This window comes from Stenotrophomonas sp. 1L-E-5-B-C3 (assembly GCF_057292075.1).
The window spans coordinates 68580-90173 of the sequence record NZ_JBXAWS010000018.1 but is presented as its reverse complement, the minus strand read 5'-3'; the positions used below and the strand labels follow the sequence as shown (position 1 = coordinate 90173).

General features: G+C 68.4%; 20 protein-coding genes. 10 read left to right on the top strand and 10 right to left on the bottom strand.

The window, feature by feature from the left end:
- Positions 1-255: 255 nt before the first annotated feature.
- Entirely contained in the window at positions 256-2058 is a 1803-nt protein-coding gene (locus AC0Z6F_RS19080) for a DUF885 domain-containing protein (RefSeq protein WP_012512427.1), read from the top strand.
- Positions 2059-2149: 91 nt separating this feature from the next.
- Here the strand turns inward: AC0Z6F_RS19080 and AC0Z6F_RS19075 are convergent, their stop codons facing one another.
- Positions 2150-2608 carry a hypothetical protein gene (locus AC0Z6F_RS19075; RefSeq protein WP_010482223.1) on the bottom strand — a complete coding sequence of 153 codons (459 nt, stop codon included), beginning with the start codon at positions 2606-2608 and terminating at the stop codon, positions 2150-2152.
- Positions 2609-2792: 184 nt separating this feature from the next.
- Here AC0Z6F_RS19075 and AC0Z6F_RS19070 point away from each other — a divergent pair, with 184 nt between their 5' ends.
- The 4 genes from AC0Z6F_RS19070 to AC0Z6F_RS19055 all read left to right on the top strand — a co-directional run bounded on the left by AC0Z6F_RS19070 (position 2793) and on the right by AC0Z6F_RS19055 (position 5392).
- Positions 2793-3041 carry a hypothetical protein gene (locus AC0Z6F_RS19070; protein WP_012512426.1) on the top strand — a complete coding sequence of 83 codons (249 nt, stop codon included), beginning with the start codon at positions 2793-2795 and terminating at the stop codon, positions 3039-3041.
- Between the two features lie 122 nt (positions 3042-3163).
- Positions 3164-4081 (top strand): bestrophin family protein, encoded by a 918-nt coding sequence (locus AC0Z6F_RS19065; protein ID WP_012512425.1) that lies wholly within the window; start codon positions 3164-3166, stop codon positions 4079-4081.
- 19 nt (positions 4082-4100) lie between these two features.
- Positions 4101-5090, top strand: coding sequence for a porphobilinogen synthase (gene hemB, locus AC0Z6F_RS19060; RefSeq protein ID WP_032129123.1), 990 nt, complete (start codon positions 4101-4103; stop codon positions 5088-5090).
- 32 nt (positions 5091-5122) lie between these two features.
- Complete coding sequence (locus tag AC0Z6F_RS19055; protein WP_049400875.1) at positions 5123-5392, top strand: hypothetical protein; 270 nt, start codon at positions 5123-5125, stop codon at positions 5390-5392.
- Positions 5393-5425: 33 nt separating this feature from the next.
- On the opposite strand, the gene AC0Z6F_RS19050 is transcribed toward AC0Z6F_RS19055, so the two are convergent.
- Positions 5426-6298 carry a TolB family protein gene (locus AC0Z6F_RS19050; protein WP_485617388.1) on the bottom strand — a complete coding sequence of 291 codons (873 nt, stop codon included), beginning with the start codon at positions 6296-6298 and terminating at the stop codon, positions 5426-5428.
- A 48-nt stretch (positions 6299-6346) separates the two neighbouring features.
- Between AC0Z6F_RS19050 and aroE the strand changes: the two genes are divergently transcribed.
- The 3 genes from aroE (at position 6347) to dinG (ending at position 9819) form a co-directional block, all read left to right on the top strand.
- On the top strand, positions 6347-7192 hold the full coding sequence (gene aroE, locus AC0Z6F_RS19045) for a shikimate dehydrogenase (RefSeq protein ID WP_006400656.1): 846 nt from the start codon (positions 6347-6349) through the stop codon (positions 7190-7192).
- Between the two features lie 3 nt (positions 7193-7195).
- Entirely contained in the window at positions 7196-7549 is a 354-nt protein-coding gene (locus tag AC0Z6F_RS19040) for a hypothetical protein (protein ID WP_006400655.1), read from the top strand.
- Between the two features lie 167 nt (positions 7550-7716).
- Positions 7717-9819 carry an ATP-dependent DNA helicase DinG gene (dinG, locus tag AC0Z6F_RS19035; RefSeq protein WP_065723672.1) on the top strand — a complete coding sequence of 701 codons (2103 nt, stop codon included), beginning with the start codon at positions 7717-7719 and terminating at the stop codon, positions 9817-9819.
- A gap of 101 nt (positions 9820-9920) precedes the next feature.
- On the opposite strand, the gene ilvD is transcribed toward dinG, so the two are convergent.
- Positions 9921-11759 carry a dihydroxy-acid dehydratase gene (ilvD, locus tag AC0Z6F_RS19030; protein WP_485617391.1) on the bottom strand — a complete coding sequence of 613 codons (1839 nt, stop codon included), beginning with the start codon at positions 11757-11759 and terminating at the stop codon, positions 9921-9923.
- Between the two features lie 373 nt (positions 11760-12132).
- Here ilvD and AC0Z6F_RS19025 point away from each other — a divergent pair, with 373 nt between their 5' ends.
- Both AC0Z6F_RS19025 and AC0Z6F_RS19020 read left to right on the top strand, forming a co-directional pair.
- Positions 12133-12705: a DUF1190 domain-containing protein gene (locus AC0Z6F_RS19025; protein ID WP_012512418.1), complete on the top strand. Its 573-nt coding sequence runs from the start codon at positions 12133-12135 to the stop codon at positions 12703-12705.
- Positions 12706-12712: 7 nt separating this feature from the next.
- On the top strand, positions 12713-13891 hold the full coding sequence (locus tag AC0Z6F_RS19020) for a glutathionylspermidine synthase family protein (RefSeq protein ID WP_485617393.1): 1179 nt from the start codon (positions 12713-12715) through the stop codon (positions 13889-13891).
- Between the two features lie 169 nt (positions 13892-14060).
- On the opposite strand, the gene AC0Z6F_RS19015 is transcribed toward AC0Z6F_RS19020, so the two are convergent.
- From AC0Z6F_RS19015 to AC0Z6F_RS18985, 7 genes are all read right to left on the bottom strand, one after another.
- Positions 14061-15359, bottom strand: a complete 1299-nt coding sequence (locus AC0Z6F_RS19015) for a DUF58 domain-containing protein (RefSeq protein WP_006400502.1) — start codon at positions 15357-15359, stop codon at positions 14061-14063.
- Complete coding sequence (locus tag AC0Z6F_RS19010; RefSeq protein WP_012512415.1) at positions 15356-16342, bottom strand: AAA family ATPase; 987 nt, start codon at positions 16340-16342, stop codon at positions 15356-15358. The genes AC0Z6F_RS19015 and AC0Z6F_RS19010 overlap by 4 nt, the downstream gene beginning before the upstream one ends.
- Positions 16339-17523, bottom strand: coding sequence for a DUF4350 domain-containing protein (locus AC0Z6F_RS19005; protein WP_012512414.1), 1185 nt, complete (start codon positions 17521-17523; stop codon positions 16339-16341). Before AC0Z6F_RS19005 ends, AC0Z6F_RS19010 begins: the two co-directional genes overlap by 4 nt.
- Entirely contained in the window at positions 17520-19136 is a 1617-nt protein-coding gene (locus AC0Z6F_RS19000) for a DUF4129 domain-containing protein (RefSeq protein ID WP_485617395.1), read from the bottom strand. The genes AC0Z6F_RS19005 and AC0Z6F_RS19000 overlap by 4 nt, the downstream gene beginning before the upstream one ends.
- The gene (locus tag AC0Z6F_RS18995) at positions 19126-20118 is read right to left on the bottom strand and encodes a stage II sporulation protein M (RefSeq protein WP_485617397.1); all 993 of its coding nucleotides are present in this window, start codon (positions 20116-20118) and stop codon (positions 19126-19128) included. The genes AC0Z6F_RS19000 and AC0Z6F_RS18995 overlap by 11 nt, the downstream gene beginning before the upstream one ends.
- Positions 20115-20804: an RDD family protein gene (locus AC0Z6F_RS18990; protein ID WP_006400492.1), complete on the bottom strand. Its 690-nt coding sequence runs from the start codon at positions 20802-20804 to the stop codon at positions 20115-20117. Before AC0Z6F_RS18990 ends, AC0Z6F_RS18995 begins: the two co-directional genes overlap by 4 nt.
- A 123-nt stretch (positions 20805-20927) precedes the next feature.
- Positions 20928-21458: a gamma carbonic anhydrase family protein gene (locus AC0Z6F_RS18985; protein WP_006400490.1), complete on the bottom strand. Its 531-nt coding sequence runs from the start codon at positions 21456-21458 to the stop codon at positions 20928-20930.
- Positions 21459-21594 lie beyond the last annotated feature (136 nt).

Below are 21594 nucleotides of genomic sequence, written 5' to 3'. Positions count from 1 at the left end.
ATGATTGTTCATCCGGGCTCTTTGGGGACTGGAACGGTGTGGTAACCACCATTTTCCAAAGATGTCCCGGATGAACAACCTACAGAGAGATCACAGTTAGTCGACTGCTCTCCACAAGACGCCTGAAAACCCCGCGCTGCGCGCGATAGTCGACTGACAGTCGACTCTACCCATCAGCCGCGCCGTGACCTCCCGCCGATTGTCGCCGCCGCCCTGAGCGCGTAACTTGCGGGCAACCCTTTGCTGGAGTGTCCCATGAAGCCGATCGCGTTGGCCGTTGCCCTGGCCCTGACTGCCGCCCCGCTGCTGTCCGCACCGCCGGCGCTGGCGGCACCCGCCGCCAAGGCCGCCACCCCGGCCAGCCCCGCCTGGGTCGCCCGCAGCAATGCGCTGGCGCAGATCCTGCTTGATGCGCAGGGACCGTTCCAGCCGGAGGAAACCGGCTTCTTCGGCGTGCCTGGCTACGACGACAAGGTGGCCGATCTTGGCCCGGACAACAGCAAGCGCTATCGCGCCGCGATGGCCAAGGCGCGTGACGATCTGAAGGCGAAGCTGGCCACCGAGAAGGATCCCAATGTCCGCCAGGACCTGGAGATCATGATCCACGCCGCCAGCCAGAACATCGAAGGCAGCGAGCTCAACGAGAAGTACCTGCTGCCCTGGAGCGACGCGCCGCAGACGGTGTTCAGCGGCCTCAACCTGCTGCTGTCCGACCAGGTGCCGGCCGAGCGCCGGGCCAAGGCGATCGACCGCCTCAAGGCCTATGCCGGCCTGCAGCCCGGCGGCACCGCGTTCACCACGCTGGCGCGCCAGCGCTATGAAGAGCACTTGAAGGACAGCAGCCTGCTGCAGCCGACGAAGATCGAAGTGCAGCAGTCGCTGGACAACGTCGAGACCTACATCACCGGCATCGAGTCGCTGCTGAAGAAGTACCAGATCGCCGGTGCCGACGAGGCGATGAAGACCCTGGCCGGGCAGATGAAGGACTACGCTGACTGGACCCGCAAGGAGGTGCTGCCGAAGGCGCGTACCGATGCACGCCTGCCGGCACCGTTGTACGCGTACCAGCTCAAGCAGGTCGGCATCGACATCGACCCGAAGCTGCTGATGCAGCGCGCGCAGCTGGAATTCATGGAAACCCGCTCGGCGATGCAGCAGCTGGCGCCGCTGGTGGTGAAGGACAAGGGCCTGAAGGTAGCCGACCCGAGCGACCCGGTGGCGGTGATCCGCGCGCTGAAGGCCGACAAGATCGCCGACGATCATCTGGAAGGCCACTACCGCAAGGTGATCGACGCGATCGATCCGCTGATCCGTGAGCACGCCATCGTCGACGTGCCCAAGCGCGCCATGCAGATGCGCCTGGGTTCGGCCGCCGAGAGCGCCGCCAGCCCGGCGCCGCACTTCCTGCCGGCGCCGCTGGTCAACAACACCGGGCAGCAGGGCACCTTCGTGCTGCCGCTGGGCAATCCGGCCGCCGGTCCGGGTGCGCAGTACGACGACTTCAACTTCGGTGCGGCGGCGTGGACGCTGAGCGCGCATGAAGGCCGTCCCGGCCACGAACTGCAGTTCACCGCGATGGTCGAGCGCGGCATCTCGCTGGCGCGCACCATGTTCGCGTTCAATTCGGTGAACGTGGAAGGCTGGGCGCTGTACGCCGAAGCCGAGATGGTGCCGTACGAGCCGCTGGACGGTCAGATGATCGCCCTGCAGTTCCGCCTGCTGCGTGCCGCGCGCGCGATGCTCGACCCGATGCTCAACCTTGGCCTGACCGATCGTGCCAATGGCGAGCGCGTGCTGATGGAGCAGGTCGGCCTGTCCAAGGCGATGGCCACCCAGGAGCTGGACCGCTACATGGTGCGCATGCCGGGCCAGGCCGGAAGCTACTTCTACGGCTACACCCGCATCCTGGAACTGCGCATGCAGACCGAGCTGGCACTGGGCGCGAAGTTCGACCGCCTGGCGTTCAACAACTTCCTGCTCGACCAGGGCCTGCTGCCGCCGGACCAGCTGGCCGACGCGGTGAACAAGGTGTTCGTGCCGAAGTACCAGAAAAAATAACGGTAGCGCCGGGCCATGCCCGGCGACATCTGGTTTTTTCCGCTGCGCTCGCCGGGCATGGCCCGGCGCTACCCGCGTTGACGCTGCTGCGTCAACGCTGCGGTGTGATCACCTGTGTCGGCAATCGCGCGGGCGGTGCCGGATTCGGCACCCAGATCGCGACGCCGGCGGCGCGCTTCTGCGTGGTCGGAATGCCGATGCCGACGCCTCCGCCGACATGCGAGCCGAACGTGCCGGCGCCGACCGACATGCCCACCGGCGAACCGCTGCTGCCCACGCCCATCAACACGACACCGTTGGCGCCCAGCGCCGCAGCCTCACGTTTCAGGCGGGCCACGGCGGCATCGGTCTGGCCCTGGGTGCCGAAGCCCACCGCAGACGCTGATTCCAGCTGTGCGATTTCCTGCGAGCCGGCCGGTGGCGTCGAATAGATCTGCACCAGCGCCGGATCGATCGGTGCGCGGGCGCGGCCCAGCATCACCTTGGAGGTGCTGGCGCAGCCAGCGGCGACCAGCAGGATGGCCGCCAACGCGGCCCAACGGATGTTCATGGCACGACCCCTGTAGGACTGGTTGCGATCATCGGCGGGCCACTCTGAATCGGCGCCAACACCCGGGCCAGGGCACGCACGGCAGCACGCTAGCATGGTGCGGGTGACAGCCCTGCCAATGGCAGTAGGCGGCGACAGCGGGAACGTCTATGGTTGGGGCAGGAACCAACTGCGGGAGAGCGGCATGGGTGTGATCAGTCTGTTGTGGGGCGTACTGGCGCTGTTGTGGATGATCCTGGCGCTGATTCCGCTGCTGGGCTGGGGCAACTGGTTCCTGATCCCGTTTGCCGCCGTCGGCGCGGTGATCGCCGCGCTGGGCATCCTGTTCACCCACCCGACCAAGCGTGGCCGGGCCTGGGCCGGGCTGGTGCTGAACGGCATCGTGGTGGTGGTTGGCATCCTGCGCCTGGGCCTGGGCGGCGGCGTGGTCTGATCCCGGGCCGGGGTGCGACAGGGCGTCGCAGGCGCACGGCCCGTGGCCGGGCAGGGGCGTACAATGAATGGCTGCGCGAGCCCCCCGCGTGCCTGTGAATCCGCGCCCGGCGCGGCTGCCCCATGATCATCCGACCCCGTCCCCACGGCTGGCAACTGCTGTATATCCTGCGCGGCTCGATCGTCAAAGCGATCGCGCCGAAGGTGCTGGCCATCCTGATCCTGTCCATCGCCGTGGCCGCTGTGGTGGAACTGGCACCGCCGACCGGCATCGAGCGCGTCTCGGTCACGCCGTTCACCCTGCTTGGCCTGGTGCTGTCGATCTTCCTCAGCTTCCGCAACAGCGCCTGCTACGAGCGCTGGTGGGAGGGCCGCAAGCTGTGGGGCCAGCTGGTCTACGAATCGCGATCGCTGGCCCGCCAGGTGAACCTGCTGCTGGCCGATGACACCGGCCGTCGTCGCCGCATCGCCTACCTCACCACCGCCTTCGCCCATGCCCTGGCCGGTCGCCTGCGCGGGCGTATCGTCGCCCTGGTAGCGCTGCCGTGGCTGGACAAGCGCCAGCGCGAACAGCTGGGCCAGCGCGAGAACGTGCCCGACGCGCTGTTGTCGATGATCGCCGCCGAACTGGCACAGGCACTGCGCAGCGGTGAGCTGGACCCGATCCTCTACACCCAGCTGGAAGAACGCCTGCACGCGATGTCGTCGATCCAGGCCGGTTGCGAGCGCATTCTCACCACGCCGCTGCCGTTCGCTTACACCCTGCTGCTGCACCGCTGTGCGTGGATGTTCTGCGTGCTGCTGCCGTTCGGCCTGGCCAGTTCGCTGGGCTGGGGCACGCCGGTGCTGTCGGCGGTGTTGGCCTATGCCTTCTTCGGCCTGGACCAGCTGGGCGAAGAAATGGAAGACCCGTTCGGCCTGGAGCCGAACGACCTGCCGCTGGACGCGCTGGTGCGCACGATCGAGATCGACCAGCTCGACGCGCTCGGCGAACGCCCCTTGCCCGAACCCCTGCTGCCGCAGGGCTACCTGTTGCAATAGCCACTCCTCGGAGCCTGCCATGTCTCATCCGCTTTACCGCCCGCGCCGCATGCGCCATGACGAGTTCTCGCGCCGCCTGATGCGCGAGAACACGCTGACCACCGACGACCTGATCTACCCGGTGTTCGTGCACGAACTCGCCGGCCGCACCGCAGTACCGTCGATGCCGGGCGTGGAACGGCTGTCGATCGAAGAACTGCTGAAGGTGGCCGAAGAGGCGCTGGAGCTGGGCATTCCGGTGATCGACCTGTTCCCGGTGATCGACCCGTCGCTGAAGTCGCTGGACGCGTCGGCGGCGTGGGCCGAGGACGGCCTGGCGCAGCGTGCGATCCGCGCGCTGAAGTCGCGCTTCCCGGAACTGGGAGTGATGACCGACGTGGCGCTGGACCCGTACACCACCCACGGCCAGGACGGCATCATCGACGACAAGGGCTATGTGCTGAACGACATCACCGTCGAGGCGCTGGTCAAGCAGTCGGTATCGCACGCCGAAGCCGGTGTCGACATCGTTTCGCCCTCGGACATGATGGACGGCCGCATCGGCGCGATCCGTCGTGCGCTGGATGCCGACAACCACATCAACGTGCGCATCATGGCTTACTCGGCCAAGTACGCCTCGGCGTTCTACGGCCCGTTCCGCGATGCGGTGGGCAGCGCGGCCAGCCTCGGCAAGGCCGACAAGAAGACCTACCAGATGGACCCGGCCAACGGCGACGAGGCCCTGCGCGAGATTGCGCTGGACCTGGAAGAGGGTGCTGACATGGTGATGGTCAAGCCGGGCATGCCCTACCTGGACCTGGTGCGCCGGGTGAAGGAAAAATTCGGCGTGCCGACCTTCGCCTACCAGGTGAGTGGCGAGTACGCGATGATGAAGGCCGCCTTCGCCAACGGCTGGCTGGACGAGCGCGCCTGCGTGCTGGAGTCGCTGCTGGGCTTCAAGCGCGCCGGCGCCGATGGCGTGCTGACCTATTTCGCGCCGCAGGTGGCGCGATGGCTGCGCGAGCGCTGACAATAGCGCCACGATAGACGGAGGAATACGCGATGGGACCCGAACTGGGATGGATGCAATGGCTGATCTGGGGCATCGGTACGCTGGTGTTCGGCGCCATCATCGTCGGTGTCTTCATCGCCGCCTGGCGGGCCGGCAAGCGCCCGCCGGAGCAGCTTTCGGCTGCCCGCCACGTGGCCCGTGAGCAGGCCCTGCCGGACAGCGTGCAGGCCGAACTGGCCGCGTTGAACCAGCGCAAGGACAATGGCCAGCTGAGCGAGATCGAGTACGAGCAGCAGCGCGCCAAGGTGTTGTCGCGCTGACGGGTGGGTGCCAACCTTGGTTGGCGTTCGCCGTCACCGTGCGCCTGGTAGGCACCCGGCCACCGCCGCCACCTTCGGCACGGCCAACCGGTACACATCCACGCCCCCGGCACGCGGTGCCTTCGCCGCACTGCTGGCGACCATCATCTCGCCGGGCTTGGCGTTGTCGATCATCGGCGCGCCGGTCCAGCCGCCGGCCTGGTTGAACGATAGACCCAGCGGCTGCAGCGCCACGCCGCTCCACGCGCAGCCGCTGCTCCACACCTGCGCGGTGCTGCCGCTGCCGCGGCTGAACACCACAGCGCCGTCATGGCCCAGCCAATCGCCATCGGTCTCGTCATCGGCGCTGTTCAATGCGGTCAACGCCGTTGCGGGGCCACGCCTGCCCTGGGCATCCAGCGTGGCCACGAACAGGTCCCAGCCGGCGCCACGGCCCTGCTGGCGGGCAAACAACAGCCGCTGGCCATCCGCGGTCAGGGCCGGCCCGCGCTCTTCCCGGCGCCCGCCATCACCGGCCAGGGCCTGCGCGCTGCCCAGCCGGCCATTGGTGGCCAGCGCGGCGCGATACAGCGCCAGCTTGCCCTCGCCGCCGGCCGCGAACAGCAGCCAGCGGCCGTCACGGCTGAAGTAGGGATCGCGGGCTTCACCGGCCACGCCCACCGACAGTGCCTGTGCCTGCTGCCAGCGACCGTCGACCACGCGTGCCTCCCACAGGCCCCAGCCGGCCTCGTCGCGGCGGGCGAAAACAATGCGTTGGCCATCGGTGCTGATCGTGGCGCGGCCCTCGTCGGCACGGGTCGAGACCACGCCCATGCCTTCGATGCCGTACTCGTTCAACGCCATCGCCACGGGGGCAGAGAGTAGACTGGCGGCAAGCACCAGCAGGGGCAGGGTGATGCGCATCATCCGGGTCCGTGCACGAAAGAGCACCAGTCTAGCCAGCTTGAGGATTCCATGACCGACCGTTACGCCGTCTTCGGACACCCCGTTGCCCACTCGAAGTCGCCGCAGATCCATGCGACGTTCGGTCGCCAGGAAGGCATCGCGGTGGATTACCGCGCGATCGACCTGGCCCCGGATGCGTTCCTGGCCGGCCTTGAGGCGTTCGCCGCCGACGGCGGCGTCGGCGCCAACGTCACCTCGCCGCACAAGGAAGCCGCGTTCTCGGTGTGCACCACGCTGACTGCACGTGCGCGCCGCGCAGGTTCGGTCAACACGCTGCTGCGCAAGGGCGACCGCTGGCACGGTGACACCACCGACGGCATCGGCCTGGTGCGCGACCTGACCGACCGCCACGGCCTGGACCTGCGTGGCCGCCGCATGCTGCTGATCGGTGCCGGTGGCTCCGCGCGCAGCGTCGCTCCGGCCTTCCTCGATGCTGGAATCACCGAACTGGTGGTGGTCAACCGCACGCCGGAACGCGCCGATGAACTGATCGATGCCATGGGCGAGCCGGGCCGCGCGATCAGCCGCTACTGGGAAGACCTGCGCGAGCTGGGCGACTTCGAGCTGATCGTCAATGCCACCTCGGCCGGCCGCGACCGCGACGTCGAGTTCAAGCTGCCGCTGTCGCTGGTCAACTCGATGACCACCGCCGTCGACCTGAACTACGGCGAGGCCGCCATCGCCTTCCTGGCCTGGGCGCGCGCAGCGAACTGCCGCAATACCGTGGATGGCCTGGGCATGCTGGTCGAGCAGGCCGCCGAGAGCTTCCTGCAGTGGCACGGTGTACGTCCGCAGACCGACGAGGTCTACCAGACGCTGCGGCAAGGTGCCGCCGTGCTTGCCGGCGAGGACTGATCGATGGACAACACGACCTTGATGGTGACGGTGCTGAGCATCGTGGGCGTGCGCCTGCCGGTGCTGATCGCACTGTGCGTGGGCCTGGTCTGGGTGGTCGGCGCACCGCGTGATGCCACCCGCACCGGCGCCCTGGTCGGTCTGGTGCTGTTGCTGCTGTCCAGCCTCGGCGGCATGGCCGCCGGCATCCTGCCGATGTGGTTGATCAACAGCGGCAACTTCGACGCCATCTCGGGCATGAGTGCCATCCTTGGCGTGCTGCACTTCGCGCTGGCGATGGTCGAGGCCATCGGCGTGGTGCTGCTGGTGTGGGCGCTGGTGCGCCTGCTGCGTACCCGCACGATCCCGGCGTCCTGACCGGTCGCGCCGGGCCATGCCCGGCGTATCTGGCCCATGAGCGGTCCGGCCATCGGACCGTGACCGCCGCCTGGCGTCGTCGCTGGCCCGTTCAGGGTGCCAGCGACGGTGAACGCGGCCGGCCATGCGACAATGACCGGCCCGATCCAGCCACGGTACTTCCCGGCGTGACCGAAACCGTCGCCGCTCCGCGCACGCTCGATGACCCCTTGAAGGACGCGATCCGCAAGGCGTACACGACGCTGCAGGCCAATACGCCCGGCTTCTCCACCCGCCGCTCGCAGAGCCAGATGATCGGCGTGGTGTCGCGTGCGCTGTCGAAAAGCGGTGGCGTCGGCGTGGTCGAAGCGCCCACCGGCGTTGGCAAGAGCCTGGGCTACCTCACCGCAGGAGTACCGATCGCGCTGGCCAGCAAGAAGAAGCTGGTGATCAGCACCGGTACCGTGGCGCTGCAGTCGCAGCTGGTCGAGCGCGACATTCCGAATTTCCTGAAAGCCACCGGCCTGGAAGCGACCGTCGCGCTGGCCAAGGGCCGTACCCGCTACCTGTGCACGCGCAACGCTGCCGAAGCGCAGGGCGAGGGTTCCCAGGGCGGCATGTTCGAGGATGACGCGCCCTTGTTCGACCGGCCGCTGGCGCCGATCGAGATGGACATCGCCAAGCGCCTGACCGATGCCTTCACCGGCGGCAGCTGGGATGGCGACATCGACAACGCGCCGGAGACCATCAGCCCCGGCCTGCGCAGCCGCATCACCACGCCGGCCTCGGGCTGTGCCGGGCGCCGCTGTGCCTATTCGGCGCAGTGCGCGGTGCTGCGTTCGCGCAACACGGTGCGTGACGCACAGATCGTGGTCACCAACCACGCGCTGCTGCTGTCGGCGCTGTCGATCGGCGACAGCGACAACGGCCAGCCGTTGATCGCGCCGCCGTCGGACATGCTGCTGGTGCTGGACGAAGGTCATCACATCGGCAACGTGGCGATCGACCAGGGCGCGGCCAGCCTGGCGCTGGACGAGATGGCCAAGCGCACCGGTCGCCTGCAGATCCTGATTGCCGGCGCCTACCGCGCGGTCGACAAGGATCGCCTGGGCAACCTGCTGCCCAACGAAGCGATCGACGTGGCCAGCAACGTCGCCAAGCAGCTGCGCGCGTTCCGCGACCACATCGAACGGGTATGGATGCCGGCACCGGCCGACGAGGAACCGATGTGGCGCGCCGCCAACGGGCGCCTGCCCGAGGCCTGGCGCGAGCCGATCGAGGCGCTGGCCGACGACACCCGCAGCCTCTACAACTGGGCGCATGCCGCCACCGCGCAGGTGGCCAAGGGCAAGCAGGACGATGCCGCGCGCGAGCGCCTGCAGCGCAACCTGGGCATGGCGCTGGAAATGATCGAGCAGCAGTACAACCTGTGGCAGGCCTGGCGCCGCGAGGACAAGGACGGCGCGCCGCCGATGGCGCGCTGGGTCACCGCCACCCGCGACGGCGACCTGGTGCTGCACGGCTCGCCGGTGTCGGCCGCGCACGTGCTGCGCAAGCTGCTGTGGGATGAAGTGGATTCGGTGGTGATGACCTCGGCGACGTTGACCGGCGGCGGCGATTTCCAGTCGCTGGCGATCGACAACGGCATTCCCGAAGAGGCCGAGATGGTCTCGCTGTCGTCGCCGTTCGACCTGCCCAACCAGGCCGAGCTGATCGTGCCGAAGTTCCCGGTCACGCCGGACGACCGCGAAGGTCATCCGCGCGAAGTGGCGCGCTACCTCGACACCGAACTGGACTGGGCCAAGGGCTCGATGGTGTTGTTCACCTCGCGCTGGAAGATGGAGAAGGTGGCCGGGCTGATGTCGGCCGCGCGCCGCAAGCAGGTGCTGGTACAGGGCGAGATGTCCAAGACCCGGCTGATCGACGAGCACCTGCGCCGCGTGGCGGCAGGCGAAGGCTCGGTGCTGTTCGGGCTGAATTCGTTCGGCGAAGGCCTCGACCTGCCCGGTGAGGCCTGCACCACGGTGGTGATCACCCAGGTGCCGTTCGCGGTGCCGACCGATCCGCAGACCGCCACGCTCAGTGAGTGGTTCGAGGGGCGCGGGCTCAATGCCTTCAACCTGATCGCCATTCCGCACGCGCTGCGCACGCTGACCCAGTTCGCCGGCCGTTTGATCCGCACCTCCACCGACACCGGGCGCGTGGTCATCCTCGATTCGCGGCTGCTGACCCGCCGCTACGGCAAGCGCATCATCGACGCGCTGCCACCGTTCAAGCGTGTGATCGGCTGACCTCTGGTAGCGCCGGGCCATGCCCGGCGAGCGCGAAGCGCGGCTGTGTCAGGCGTCAGGAACATCGGATCGAAAAGCCGCCGGGCATGGCCCGGCGCTACCTAGTCGCCCAGCAGCGCGGTGTTGCGTACGGCACCCTTGTCGGCGCTGGTGGCGAGCAGGGCGTAGGCCTTCAACGCGCTGGTGACCTTGCGCGGGCGCGGCGCGCGCGGCTTCCAGCCACGGGCATCGGCGTCGGCGCGGCGCTGGGCCAGCGTGGCCTCATCCAGCAGCAGGTCGATACGGCGGGCCGGGATGTCGATGCGGATGCGGTCGCCGTTTTCCACCAGGCCGATGACACCGCCGCTGGCGGCTTCCGGCGAGACATGGCCGATCGACAGGCCCGAGGTTCCGCCGGAGAAGCGGCCATCGGTGAGCAGTGCGCACTGCTTGCCCAGCCCCTTCGATTTCAGGTAGCTGGTCGGGTACAGCATTTCCTGCATGCCGGGGCCACCCTTCGGGCCTTCGTAGCGGATGACCACCACATCGCCGGCCTTCACCTCGTCGGCGAGGATGCCGGCCACGGCCGCGTCCTGGCTTTCGTAGACGCGAGCGTTGCCTTCGAACACGTGGATCGATTCGTCCACGCCGGCGGTCTTCACCACGCACCCATCCACGGCCAGGTTGCCGCGCAGCACGGCCAGGCCGCCTTCGGCCGAATAGGCGTGCTTGACGCTGCGGATGCAGCCCTCGGCACGGTCCACGTCCAGCGTCGGCCAGCGCGTGGCCTGGCTGAAGGCCACCTGGGTGGGGATGCCGGCCGGGCCGGCACGGAAGAAGTCCTGCACGCTCGAGTCGCTGCTGACCGCCACGTCCCAGCGTGCGATGGCATCGGCCAGGCTGCGGCTGTGCACGGTCGGCACACTGGTATCCAGCAGTCCACCGCGCGCCAGTTCACCGAGGATGCCGTACACGCCGCCCGCGCGGTGCACGTCTTCCATGTGGTACTTGGGCGTGTTCGGCGCCACCTTGCACAGCTGCGGCACGCGCCGCGACAACGCGTCGATATGGGTCAGGTCGAAGTCCACCTCCGCTTCCTGCGCGGCCGCCAGCAGGTGCAGGATGGTATTGGTGGACCCGCCCATGGCGATGTCCAGGGTCATCGCATTGGCGAACGCGGCCTGGGTGGCGATGCCACGCGGCAGCGCAGTCGGGTCTTCGCCGCCATACCAGCGGTGGCACAGCTCGACGATCAGGCGGCCGGCGCGCAGGAACAGCTGCTCGCGGTCGGCGTGGGTGGCCAGGGTCGAGCCGTTGCCGGGCAACGATAGGCCCAGTGCTTCGGTCAGGCAGTTCATCGAGTTGGCGGTGAACATGCCCGAGCAGGAACCGCAGGTCGGGCAGGCACTGCGCTCGAACTCGGCCACTTTTTCGTCGCTGGCGCTTTCGTCGGCGGCGATCACCATCGCATCGACCAGGTCCAGCTTGTGCTCGGACAGTTTGGTCTTGCCCGCTTCCATCGGCCCGCCGGAGACGAACACCACCGGGATGTTGAGGCGCAGCGCAGCCATCAGCATGCCGGGGGTGATCTTGTCGCAGTTGGAAATGCACACCAGCGCATCGGCGCAGTGCGCATTGGCCATGTACTCCACCGAGTCGGCGATGATTTCGCGGCTGGGCAGCGAGTACAGCATGCCGTCGTGACCCATGGCGATGCCATCGTCCACGGCGATCGTGTTGAATTCCTTGGCGACGCCGCCGACTTTTTCGATCTCGCGCGCGACCAGTTGGCCGAGGTCCTTCAGGTGCACGTGGCCGGGCACGAACTGGGTGAAGGAGTTGGCGATGGCGATGATCGGCTTGTGGAAGTCGCCGTCCTTCATGCCGGTGGCGCGCCACAGGGCGCGGGCGCCGGCCATGTTGCGGCCGGCGGTGGAGGTACGGGAACGGTATTCGGGCATGGCTGGCGGAACGGGCGGGCCGTACGACGTGGGGGTCGCCTGATCATGGACAATTTTTTCGGTTGCTGCTGCAACCACCGGAGGTGGTCTGGCCGGGCTGCGCCCGGCACCCGCGGTAGTGCCGGCCGCTGGCCGGCAACCTCAACAGCAACAGCTGGGCTATCCGTGGGATCGCGGGGTGTGTGCCAACCAAGGTTGGCACCTGCCAGAGCGGTGCGCCGCCCGGGGTCGGATCCCATCGCGGCGCGATGGGCTCTGACCCCAATGCCCGACGAAAATGAAAGTCCGTTCATCTTTCGGACTTTGCCGATTCCGGTTGCTGGTCCGGATTTGGCATCATTGGGGCATTGATCCGTCGACAGGGCATGAGGCCATGAAACGTTCCCGCACCACCGCGCTGCTGCTGATGAGCGCCGCACCGCTGCTGTTCACCGCCTGCCAGAAGGAGCCGGAGGTGAAGGTGCAGGAAGGCCTGTACACCTCGGTCCAGGCCTGCACCGAGGCCACCGGCGATCCGTCGTCGTGCCGCAATGCCTTCGCCGAAGCGCAGAAGCAGGCCGCCGATGCGGCGCCGAAGTACGCCAGCAAGGAAGCCTGCGAGAAGGACTACAAGCCGGAGCAGTGCGTGCAGCAGCACACCTCGGCCGGTACCTCGTTCATCGGCCCGATGATGATGGGCTTCTTCATGTCGCAGATGCTGAGCAACCGCGGCGGCCTGGCTCCGCAGGCGCCGGCGTCGGCGCCGGCCTACCAGGACAAGAGCGCCGGTTGGGCGCGTCCGGCCCCGGGCGGCAGCGGTGGCCTGAACACCGCCAGCGGCATCGGCGCGGGCAAGGCTGGCCTGGCCCCGGTCACCAGCGAGCCGAACCGTGCGGTCACCGCCAGCCGTGGTGGCTTCGGCAACACCAGCGCACGCCGCAGCACCAGCGGCAGCTACGGCGGCTGATCGACCCATGCAGCGTATCCGGATTGCCGAGCGTGCCCAGTGGCGGGCACGCGCGGAAGAGGCGGGTTTCCGCTTCCACACCATCGATGGCCAGCCGTATTGGGATGAGAGCGCGTACTACGCCTTCACCCTGCGCCAGATCGAGCAGGACATCGAAGACCCCAGCGCCGAGCTGCACCAGATGGCGCTGGACCTGGTCGGCGATGTCATCGGCAGCGAACGCCTGATGGACCAGCTGGCGATTCCGTCGCATTACCGCGACTGGATCGCCGACAGCTGGCGCCAGCACCAGCCGCATCTGTACGGTCGCCTGGACCTGGCCTACGACGGTACCGGCCCGGCCAAACTGTACGAGTTGAACTACGACACGCCGACCTCGCTGTTCGAGGCCAGCTTCTTCCAGTGGCAGTGGCTGGAAGACCAGCGCAATGCCGGTCGCCTGCCGCAGCATGCCGACCAGTTCAACGCGATCCACGAAGCGCTGGTCGAACGCTTCGGCGAACTGGCCACGCAGTTGCCGCCGCCGCTGTATTTCAGCGCGGTGGGCAGTTCCGAGGAGGACCGTGGCACCGTCGACTACCTGCGCGACTGTGCGTCGCAGGCCGGCCTGCATGGCCAGGCTATCGCCATCGAGGATATCGGCCTGTCCGAGGACGGTCGCTTCACCGCGCTGGACGATGCGGTGATCGGCACGCTGTTCAAGCTGTACCCGCTGGAAGACCTGATGGCCGAGGAATTCGGCCGCGCGCTGCCCCGCTCGGGCGTGCAGCTGCTGGAGCCGGCGTGGAAGGCGGTGCTGAGCAACAAGGGCATCCTGCCGCTGCTGTGGCAGCGCAACGTGGGCCATCCGAACCTGCTGGAAGCGCATTTCGATGACGGCAGCACGCTGGCGTCGGGCTGGGTGCGTAAGCCGCTGTTCTCGCGCGAAGGCGCCAACATCGAGATGCACCTGGCCGATGGCAGCACCCAGCGCAGTGACGGGCCGTACGAGGGCCCGGCGATCATCCAGCGTGCGCACCCGCTTACCCGCTTCGAGGGCGGTTATCCGCTGATCGGCAGCTGGGTGATCGGTGACCACGCCTGTGGCATCGGCATCCGCGAGGATGACAGCGCGATCACCCGCGACAGTGCGCGTTTCGTGCCGCATGCGATCGTGGACGAGGCGCCGACGCGGATCTACGTCTGATGACGGTGTAGCGTCCCCAGGGCCGGCGCGGGCGACCGACGCCGGTCGCAGGACAACACGGGTAGTGGCGGCCGCTGGCCGGCAACCGCAATGGGTAGCGGCCGACCTTGGTCGGCGGTTTGGGTTTTGTGCCAACCAAGGTTGGCACCCACCAAAGCGATCGCTGGTATCAGAGCAGCCCTTCGCGCTTCACCGCCAGATAGCGTTCCACCAGCGCACCAGGCAGGGCATCGGCGGTCACGTCCAGCACCATCACCTTCTCGCTGCGCAGCGCTTCATGCGCCTTCGCGCGCTGCTGCAGGTACAGCGCAGCGGCACCGGCCTGGGTGGCGTCTTCCAGGGTCTGCACGTCACCCTCCAGCGCAGCGTCCAGTTCGCGTTCGCGCAGGCTGGCCACGCACACCAGGTGGCGGCGCTGCAGCAGGCGCACCGCTGCCAGCAGGTCCTCGATATCCTCGTCACGCACGTTGCTGACCAGCATCACCAGCGCCCGCCGACGCTGGCGCAGTGATACTTCGGTGGCGGCCGCCAGATAGTCGGTGGCCACCGCGCGCGGCTGCAGGTCGTAGCTGGCGCGCAGCAAGTGCTCGACCGTGCCCATGCCACGCTGCGGCGCCACCCAGCGGCGTTCGCCACCGGCAGCGAACAGGCCGGCGGCATCGCCCTGGCGCAGCGCCAGGTAGGCCACCACCAGCGAGGCGTTCAAGGCATGGTCGAAGTGCGAGAGCCCGCCTTCGCTGGCCAGCATGCGCCGGCCACTGTCGAGCATCAGCAGCAACTGCTGGTTCTTCTCGTCCTGGTACTCGCGCGAGATCAGCTTGCGCGCACGTGCGGTGGCCTTCCAGTCGAGCTGGCGCAGGCTGTCACCCACGCGGTATTCGCGCATCTGGTGGAAGTCGGTGCCTTCACCGCGGCGGCGCTTCACGTGCGCACCGACCAGTCGCGAGGCCTGGTCGGCACTGAACAGGGCGAAGCGGGTGAGCGGCACGAAGTTCGGATAGACCCGCACGTCCAGCGATGGCGGCAGGGTGCGTTGCTGCCACCACAGGCGCCACGGCGAGCGCATGCGCAGGTGCACGCCTTCGAAGCGGAAGTGCCCCCGCTGCAGCGGCTGAAGGTGGTAGTGCAGGGTGGAGGCACTGCCGCCCTGCAGGCGCACGCGCTGCGGCAGTGATTCCAGCGGCCAGCCACCGGGCACCAGGTCGAACACCTGCACCGTCATCGATTGTTCGGCCTGCAGGCGCAGCGCGGCTTCGCGACGCACGCCCAGTGCCAGCGCCTCGGGCAGCTCGCGTTGCACCTGCGGCGACGGACGCCGCGACTGCCGCCACAGATCCATCAACGCCGGCACGGCAATCGCCAGCGCCGCCAGCGCCCAGCTCCAGCGCGGCAGCACGCCGCCCAGCACCAGGCCACCCAGCGCGGCCCAGGCCAGCAGCAGCGACAGCAGCAGCGGTGCCGGTCTCATCGGCGCGGCGCTTCCACCTTGGCCAGCAGTGCGCCCAGCACGTCGTCGGCGTCCTGGCCTTCGATCTGCAGTTCCGGTGCCAGCGCGATGCGATGGCGCAGTGCAGGGCGCGCGATGTCGCGCACATCATCCGGAGTGACGAAATCACGACCGGCCAGCACCGCCTGTGCACGCGAGGCACGCACCAGCGCGATGCTGCCACGCGGGCCGGCGCCGACCGCGATACCCGGCCACTGCCGAGTGGCGGCAACGATTCGTACCGCGTAGTCGATCACTTCGTCGTCAACCGTGATCGCGGCGGTGGCACGCTGCAGTTCCAGCAGCTCACCAGCACCGAGCACGCGCGGCACCTGGCTCAGGTCGAAATCGCTGGCGGCGCGGCCGCTGGTGATCGCGGTCACCATGCGCTTCTCGTCCTCCAGCTGCGGGTAGTCGATCAGCACCTTCAGCAGGAAACGGTCCAGCTGTGCTTCCGGCAACGGGTAGGTGCCTTCCTGTTCCAGGGGGTTCTGCGTGGCCAGCGCCATGAACGGCGGCGCCAGGGTGAAGGCCTTGCCTTCGATGGTCACCTGGCCTTCCTGCATCACTTCCAGCAGCGCCGACTGGGTCTTGGCCGGTGCACGGTTGATCTCGTCGGCCAGCAGCAGGTTGGTGAACACCGGACCGCGACGGATCTTGAAGCTCTCGCTCTTCGGGTCGTACACCGCGTGGCCGCTGACGTCGCTGGGCATCAGGTCGGGGGTGAACTGCACGCGGCCGTAGTCCAGTTCCAGGGCCTGTGCCAGTGCGCGCACCAGCAGGGTCTTGCCCAGTCCGGGGACGCCCTCGATCAGCACGTGGCCGCCGGCGAGCAGGGCCACCAGGATCTGGTCCAGCACCTCGGCCTGGCCGATGAAAGCGTGGCCGATGGCGTCGCGGATGGCATCGACGCGTTCGATCAGGCGGGCGTTGGCGGCCGCCGGCAGCTCGGGGACTTCGGTCATAGCAGGGATCTCATCTGGAGCAGCAAGCGGATGCGCTCGCGCAGGGCGGAGGAATCGTGCGGCGGAGGGGGTGAGAGCGCGCTGGCGACGCGGCTTTGCGGCCACTTCAGCAGCTCGGCGATGGCCTGGTCACGCGGCGCGCCATCGAGTGCGGCGGCAACCGGCGCGCGCAGGCGCAGGCGGTGCAGGAACAGCGCGAGCACGGCTTCGTACAGGCGCGTGCCGTGACCGAAGCGCAGCAGCAGTTCGCCACTGGCACGTACGTGCTCCAGCAGCGAGCGGCGTTCCAGCACCGGCGACGGCAGCAGGCTGCCGAAGCGCTGCGAGCGGCCCCACAACCAGCCCAGCAAAGCGAGCAGCAGAGGCACCCATAACGGCCAGCCTTGGTAGAACAAGCGCGCCCACAGCGATGGCGGTTGACTGGCATAGACCAGCCAGACCGCCCCCTTGCCGTAGTTCGGATCGAGCAGGTAGCGGGTCAGGTCGCGGTGGGCGGGATCATGCAGGCCGTCGCTGGCCTTGCCGGCGGCAGCCGCCAGCCGCGCTGCAGGCGAGTCGACATCGCCGCGCATGAACTCCATGTCGGCCAGTACGCTGACCCTGCCCTGTCCGTGGCGCAGGCGCGCGAACACCAGATCGCGATCACCGCCCCAGCGTCGCTCGGCCTGCGCTTTGGCGGCAAAGCCAAGCGTGAAGCGGCGGCCACCGCAGAATTCGCTGTGACCGGTGTCGTCGTCGATGTGGAACGGCTGGCAGTCGCTGCGCTGGAACAGGCTGTCCACGCCCAGCTGGTCCAGCAGCGGCCCCTGCGTGCTGCTGGCATCGTCTTCGGCCGGCGGCGGCGTGCGCACCAGCAGATGGCCGCCACGGTCGACCCAGTCCAGCAGCTGTTTCACGGTGGGTGCCGGCAGCTCGCTGCTGTCCTGCAACAGCACCACGGTGTCGTGCGGCGCCAGCGCCATCTGCTGCAGCTCAAGCCGCGGCCGCGCGTGCACGTCGATGCCGTCGGCGCGCAGCGCCTGGCCCAGCACGTACAGCGGGTTGTAGGCGGCCTCGCCCTGCGGCGGCAGCGGAAGCGTTTCGGTGACCCGCTCGTGCGTGCGCAGGTAGAGGATGGTCAGCGGCACGCCGAACAGCACCAGCACGCCCAGCAGCAACGACCAGAACAGGCGCGGGCTCATGCCTGCCACCGGTACTGCTGGCGCAGGGTCTCGGCCAGCGTGTCGAAATCACTGCGGCTGGGCAGGCGGCCACCGTAGGCGGCGTACTGCCACATGCGCACGATGCGCGCGAAAAGATCACGGTCGGCCGCTTCGGGCATGCGCCGCGAGGCGCGCAGGCATTGTGCTTCGGTAGCGCCGGGTGGCAAGGCGATGCCGCTGCGCTCGCCGACGGTACGCACGCTGGCACGGTACAGCAGCGCCAGTGCCTGGCGTGGTCGGCCCTGGTCCCACAACAGGCCAGCCTGGGTGGCGACGTCCGGCGGCAGCACCACCGGCAACGTCACCTGTTCCTCCACCACCTGCGGTGCCGCCTCGGCCTTGCGCCGCCCGCTGCCGCGCAGCCACGGCAGCCACAGCCGTGCGGTCAGCAGCAGCACCAGCAGCAGGACGCCGAGCAGGCCCCACAGGCCCCACTCGGCCAACCGTGCCAGCCAGGCGATGCCGTCCTTGCGCGGCTTGCGCTCACCCTTGTTGCTGCTGTCGCTCTGCAGCGACTTGTCTTCCTTCTTCTTTTCCTCGGCCTTTTCGATCGGCTTCCAGTGCGTGATCTGACGGGTCGGGCGCTGCAGCGGATCCTCATAGGCACGATTCACCGCCTGGCGGAAACCGGCGGTGTCCACCGGCGATGTGCCGAAGATCGTTGCCGGGGTGTTGGCCGGGTCGATCGTGGCTTCGTCGTCTCCCGCATCGGCGCCGACGTCGCTGGGTTTGCCCAGCACACGCTCCGGCCCGGCATCTGCGTTCTGCGCATGCACCGGTGCGGAGACCAGTGGCAGCGCCAGGCACAGCAGCAGGGCCAGCGTCGATGCGGCCGGCAGCAGGCGATCGCGCAGGCGGCGCAGGGCGATTTCCACGTCCCAGGCTTCCATCTGCGTGCGCCGGTTCAGATACAGGCCGAAGCCGCCACCGACGAAGAACGGGCCGATCATCACCGAGGCCAGCCAGCACGCCAGGTTGAAACCCAGCCGCGCCCACGCCGGTGTATCCCGGCCGATCATGTCCCACGCTGCGCGCCAGGATTCGGACATCAGCTCCAGCGGCATGAACATGAACACCGCGCCGATCGCACCCGAAACCAGCGCCGCTTCGAAGGCCATGCAGGCCATGGTCAGCACCAGTGCGGCGCCAGCGGCACCGGCCGCCACCGCGCGCCGACGTGGACCACGCTGGGCGGGGGCGTTGCCCTCCAGCAGGTTCACCGGCAGGCACAGGCTGCGCAGCACGCTGAAGCGGCGCCATCCCAGGTAGCCCCAGAAACCGCTGTTGCCCCAGTGACGCTGGACGCGCAGCGCCGCCAGCGTACCGACCGGCTCGCCGAAGATGCCGCGTGACAGCACGTACAGCGGTGCGCGTTCGAACAGCGGCTTGCACCACCACATCGCCAGCCAGGCCCAGCCGAACGCATCCAGCCACCAGCCCAGCGCGTTGAAGATCACGAACAGCGGTGCGCTGGCCAGCAACCAGCTGCCCCACACCGCACGCGCGTGGCGGCGGGCGAGGGCATTGCCCAGCTCCATGGCTTCCCAGCCGCTGCGCGCCCGCAACACCACGTCCAGGTGGTCAATGCGCATCGCTGCCTCCGCGTCCGCCGCGCCACAGCCACAGCAGCACGCCGGCCCACAGCACGCCGGCCACGCTGAACTTGCCCCACGCCGGTACTTCGGCGATCGATGACCAGAACGCTTCAATGAAGGCCGCGACCAGCAGCATGAAGGCGACGCCGAGGCACAGCCGGGCGCCGATGCGGCCGCCGTCGACCAGTGCATCCAGGCGGCTGCGCCGGCCCGGTGCCAGCAGCTTCATGCCCAGCTGCAGGCCGGCGCCGCCGGCAATCACGATCGCGGTCAGCTCGAAGGCACCGTGGCCGACCACGAAGCGCCAGAACGGGTCGCCGTGGCCGATGTGCTGCAGGTGACCGGCCACCGAACCGATGATCACGCCGTTGAACAGCAGCACCAGCAGCGTGCCCAGCCCGGCCAGCAGGCCGCTGGCGAAGGTACGCAGGGCGATGCTGATGTTGTTCATGATGTAGTGGCCGAACATCATCCAGTCGGTGCCGCTGTCACGGCCAAGGCGCTCGGCGGCGGGATCGTACATGCGCTCCATCTCGGCGATCTGGCGGTTGTCCATCAGCATGTGGATCAGGTCCGGATAGACCTGCACCAGCACGAAGCAGGCCAGCGCTGGCAGCGCGAACATCGCCAGCGCCGTCCACATGCTGCGTGCCTGGCTGCGCACCAGCAGCGGGAAGTCGGCCACCAGGAATTCCAGTGCCGCGCGCCAGCGCGTCGGCGGTGTGCGGTACAGCACGCTGTGGCCCTGCTGCATCAACTGCTGCAGGCGCTGCACCAGCTGTGGGCTGTAGCCGCGCTCACGGGCCAGCGCCAGCTGCTGGCACAGGCGCCGGTAGCGCTGCGGGAAGGCGGTGTCGTGCAGCGAGAGACCACTGGCCTTCCGGCGCGTGCGGCGCGACACGCCAGCACGCAGCAGCAGCCACTGCTCCAGGTCCTGCCATTCCTGCTGGTAGCGGGCGACGAACTGTTCCTGCTTCATCGCCGTCCCAGCAGCCAGTTGGCCATCGCGTACAGGCGCAGCACACCGATCTGGCCGTGGGTACCGGTCAGCGGTTCGGCGATGCCGGCCAGCTCCTGCTGGCGCGCCGGTGACAGCCGAGGTGCGCGTTCGGCGAAGGCCATCAGCGCGGCCTGCTCTTCCGGCCGCAACGGTTGTGGCGGAGCCAGTACGCTGTCGATGGTCGGCGGCGGCGGCAGGTACAGCGCCGGTGCGTGCACCACCACGGTGCCTGCTACCAGGTCACCGAGGCGGCGGCCATGCGGATCAAACAGGCTGCTGATCAGGCCCAGTGCATAGCCGAACGGCAGCATGTCCACGGTGCGCAGCAGGTTGCGGGTGACCGCGGCCATCCAGCCCACTGGCGCGCCATCGCGGGCGAGCACGCGCAGGCCCAGCGCACGCTTGCCCAGGGTGCGGCCCCACAGCGCTTCGCAGATGATCGGGTAGGCCCAGTAGACCAGGAACATCAGCGCCAGGTAGAGCCCGGTGCCGAACTTGTCCAGCAGCGCCAGCGGGAATGACATCAGCACCAGCACCGCGATGCGCACGCCAAGATCGACCAGCCAGGCCATCGCCCGCGGCACCGGACCGGCCGCCGGCAACTGCAGCGGCACACCCTCCGGCGTCACCACCTCGCGGTAGGTATCGAGCATCGGTGCGGCCATCAGCGCGATGGCCTTCGTTGTGGGCGCCGGAGTCCTCTCCGGCAGGCAGCCACAGGCATGGGGGTCTCGACAGGTCCTGGTCGGGCCAAGACTTTAGCAGAGCCGCATGGCGGCGTTGGCCGCTCAGCCCAGGTATTCATCCTTCAGCCGCACGTAGTGGTCGGCCGAGTAATGCAGCGCCTCGATCTCCTTGTCGCTCAGCGTGCGTGCCGGCCGGGCCGGGTTGCCCACCCACAGCTCACCTTCACCCACCACCTTGCCGGGGCCGACCACCGCACCGGCACCGACGAAGCCATGGCGCTCCACGCGGGCGCCATCGAGGATGCAGGCACCCATGCCGATCAGGCTGTAATCGCCGATCGTGCAGGCATGGATGATGCAGCCGTGGCCGACGGTCACGCCTTCGCCGATCAGGGTCGGGTAGCCGGCCTTGTTGTACGGGCTGTGGTGGCTGACGTGGATGATGGTGCCGTCCTGCACGTTGGTGCGTGCACCGATACGCACATGGTTGACGTCGCCTCGGATGACCGTACCCGGCCACACCGACACGTCATCGGCCAGTTCCACGTCACCGATGAGGGTGCAGGCCGGATCGATGTACACGCGCTCGCCGAGGACGGGCATCTTGTCGCGGAAGGGGCGCAGCGGGTTCATCGTGTCTCCGGAAATCAGGGCGTTCACGACGATGATACCCGCGTGGTCCGCACGCCGCGTGCGGACCACGGGGTAGTGCCGGCCGCTGGCCGGCAACTACGGCAATCCAGGCGCGCCATGAGGTTGCCGGCCAGCG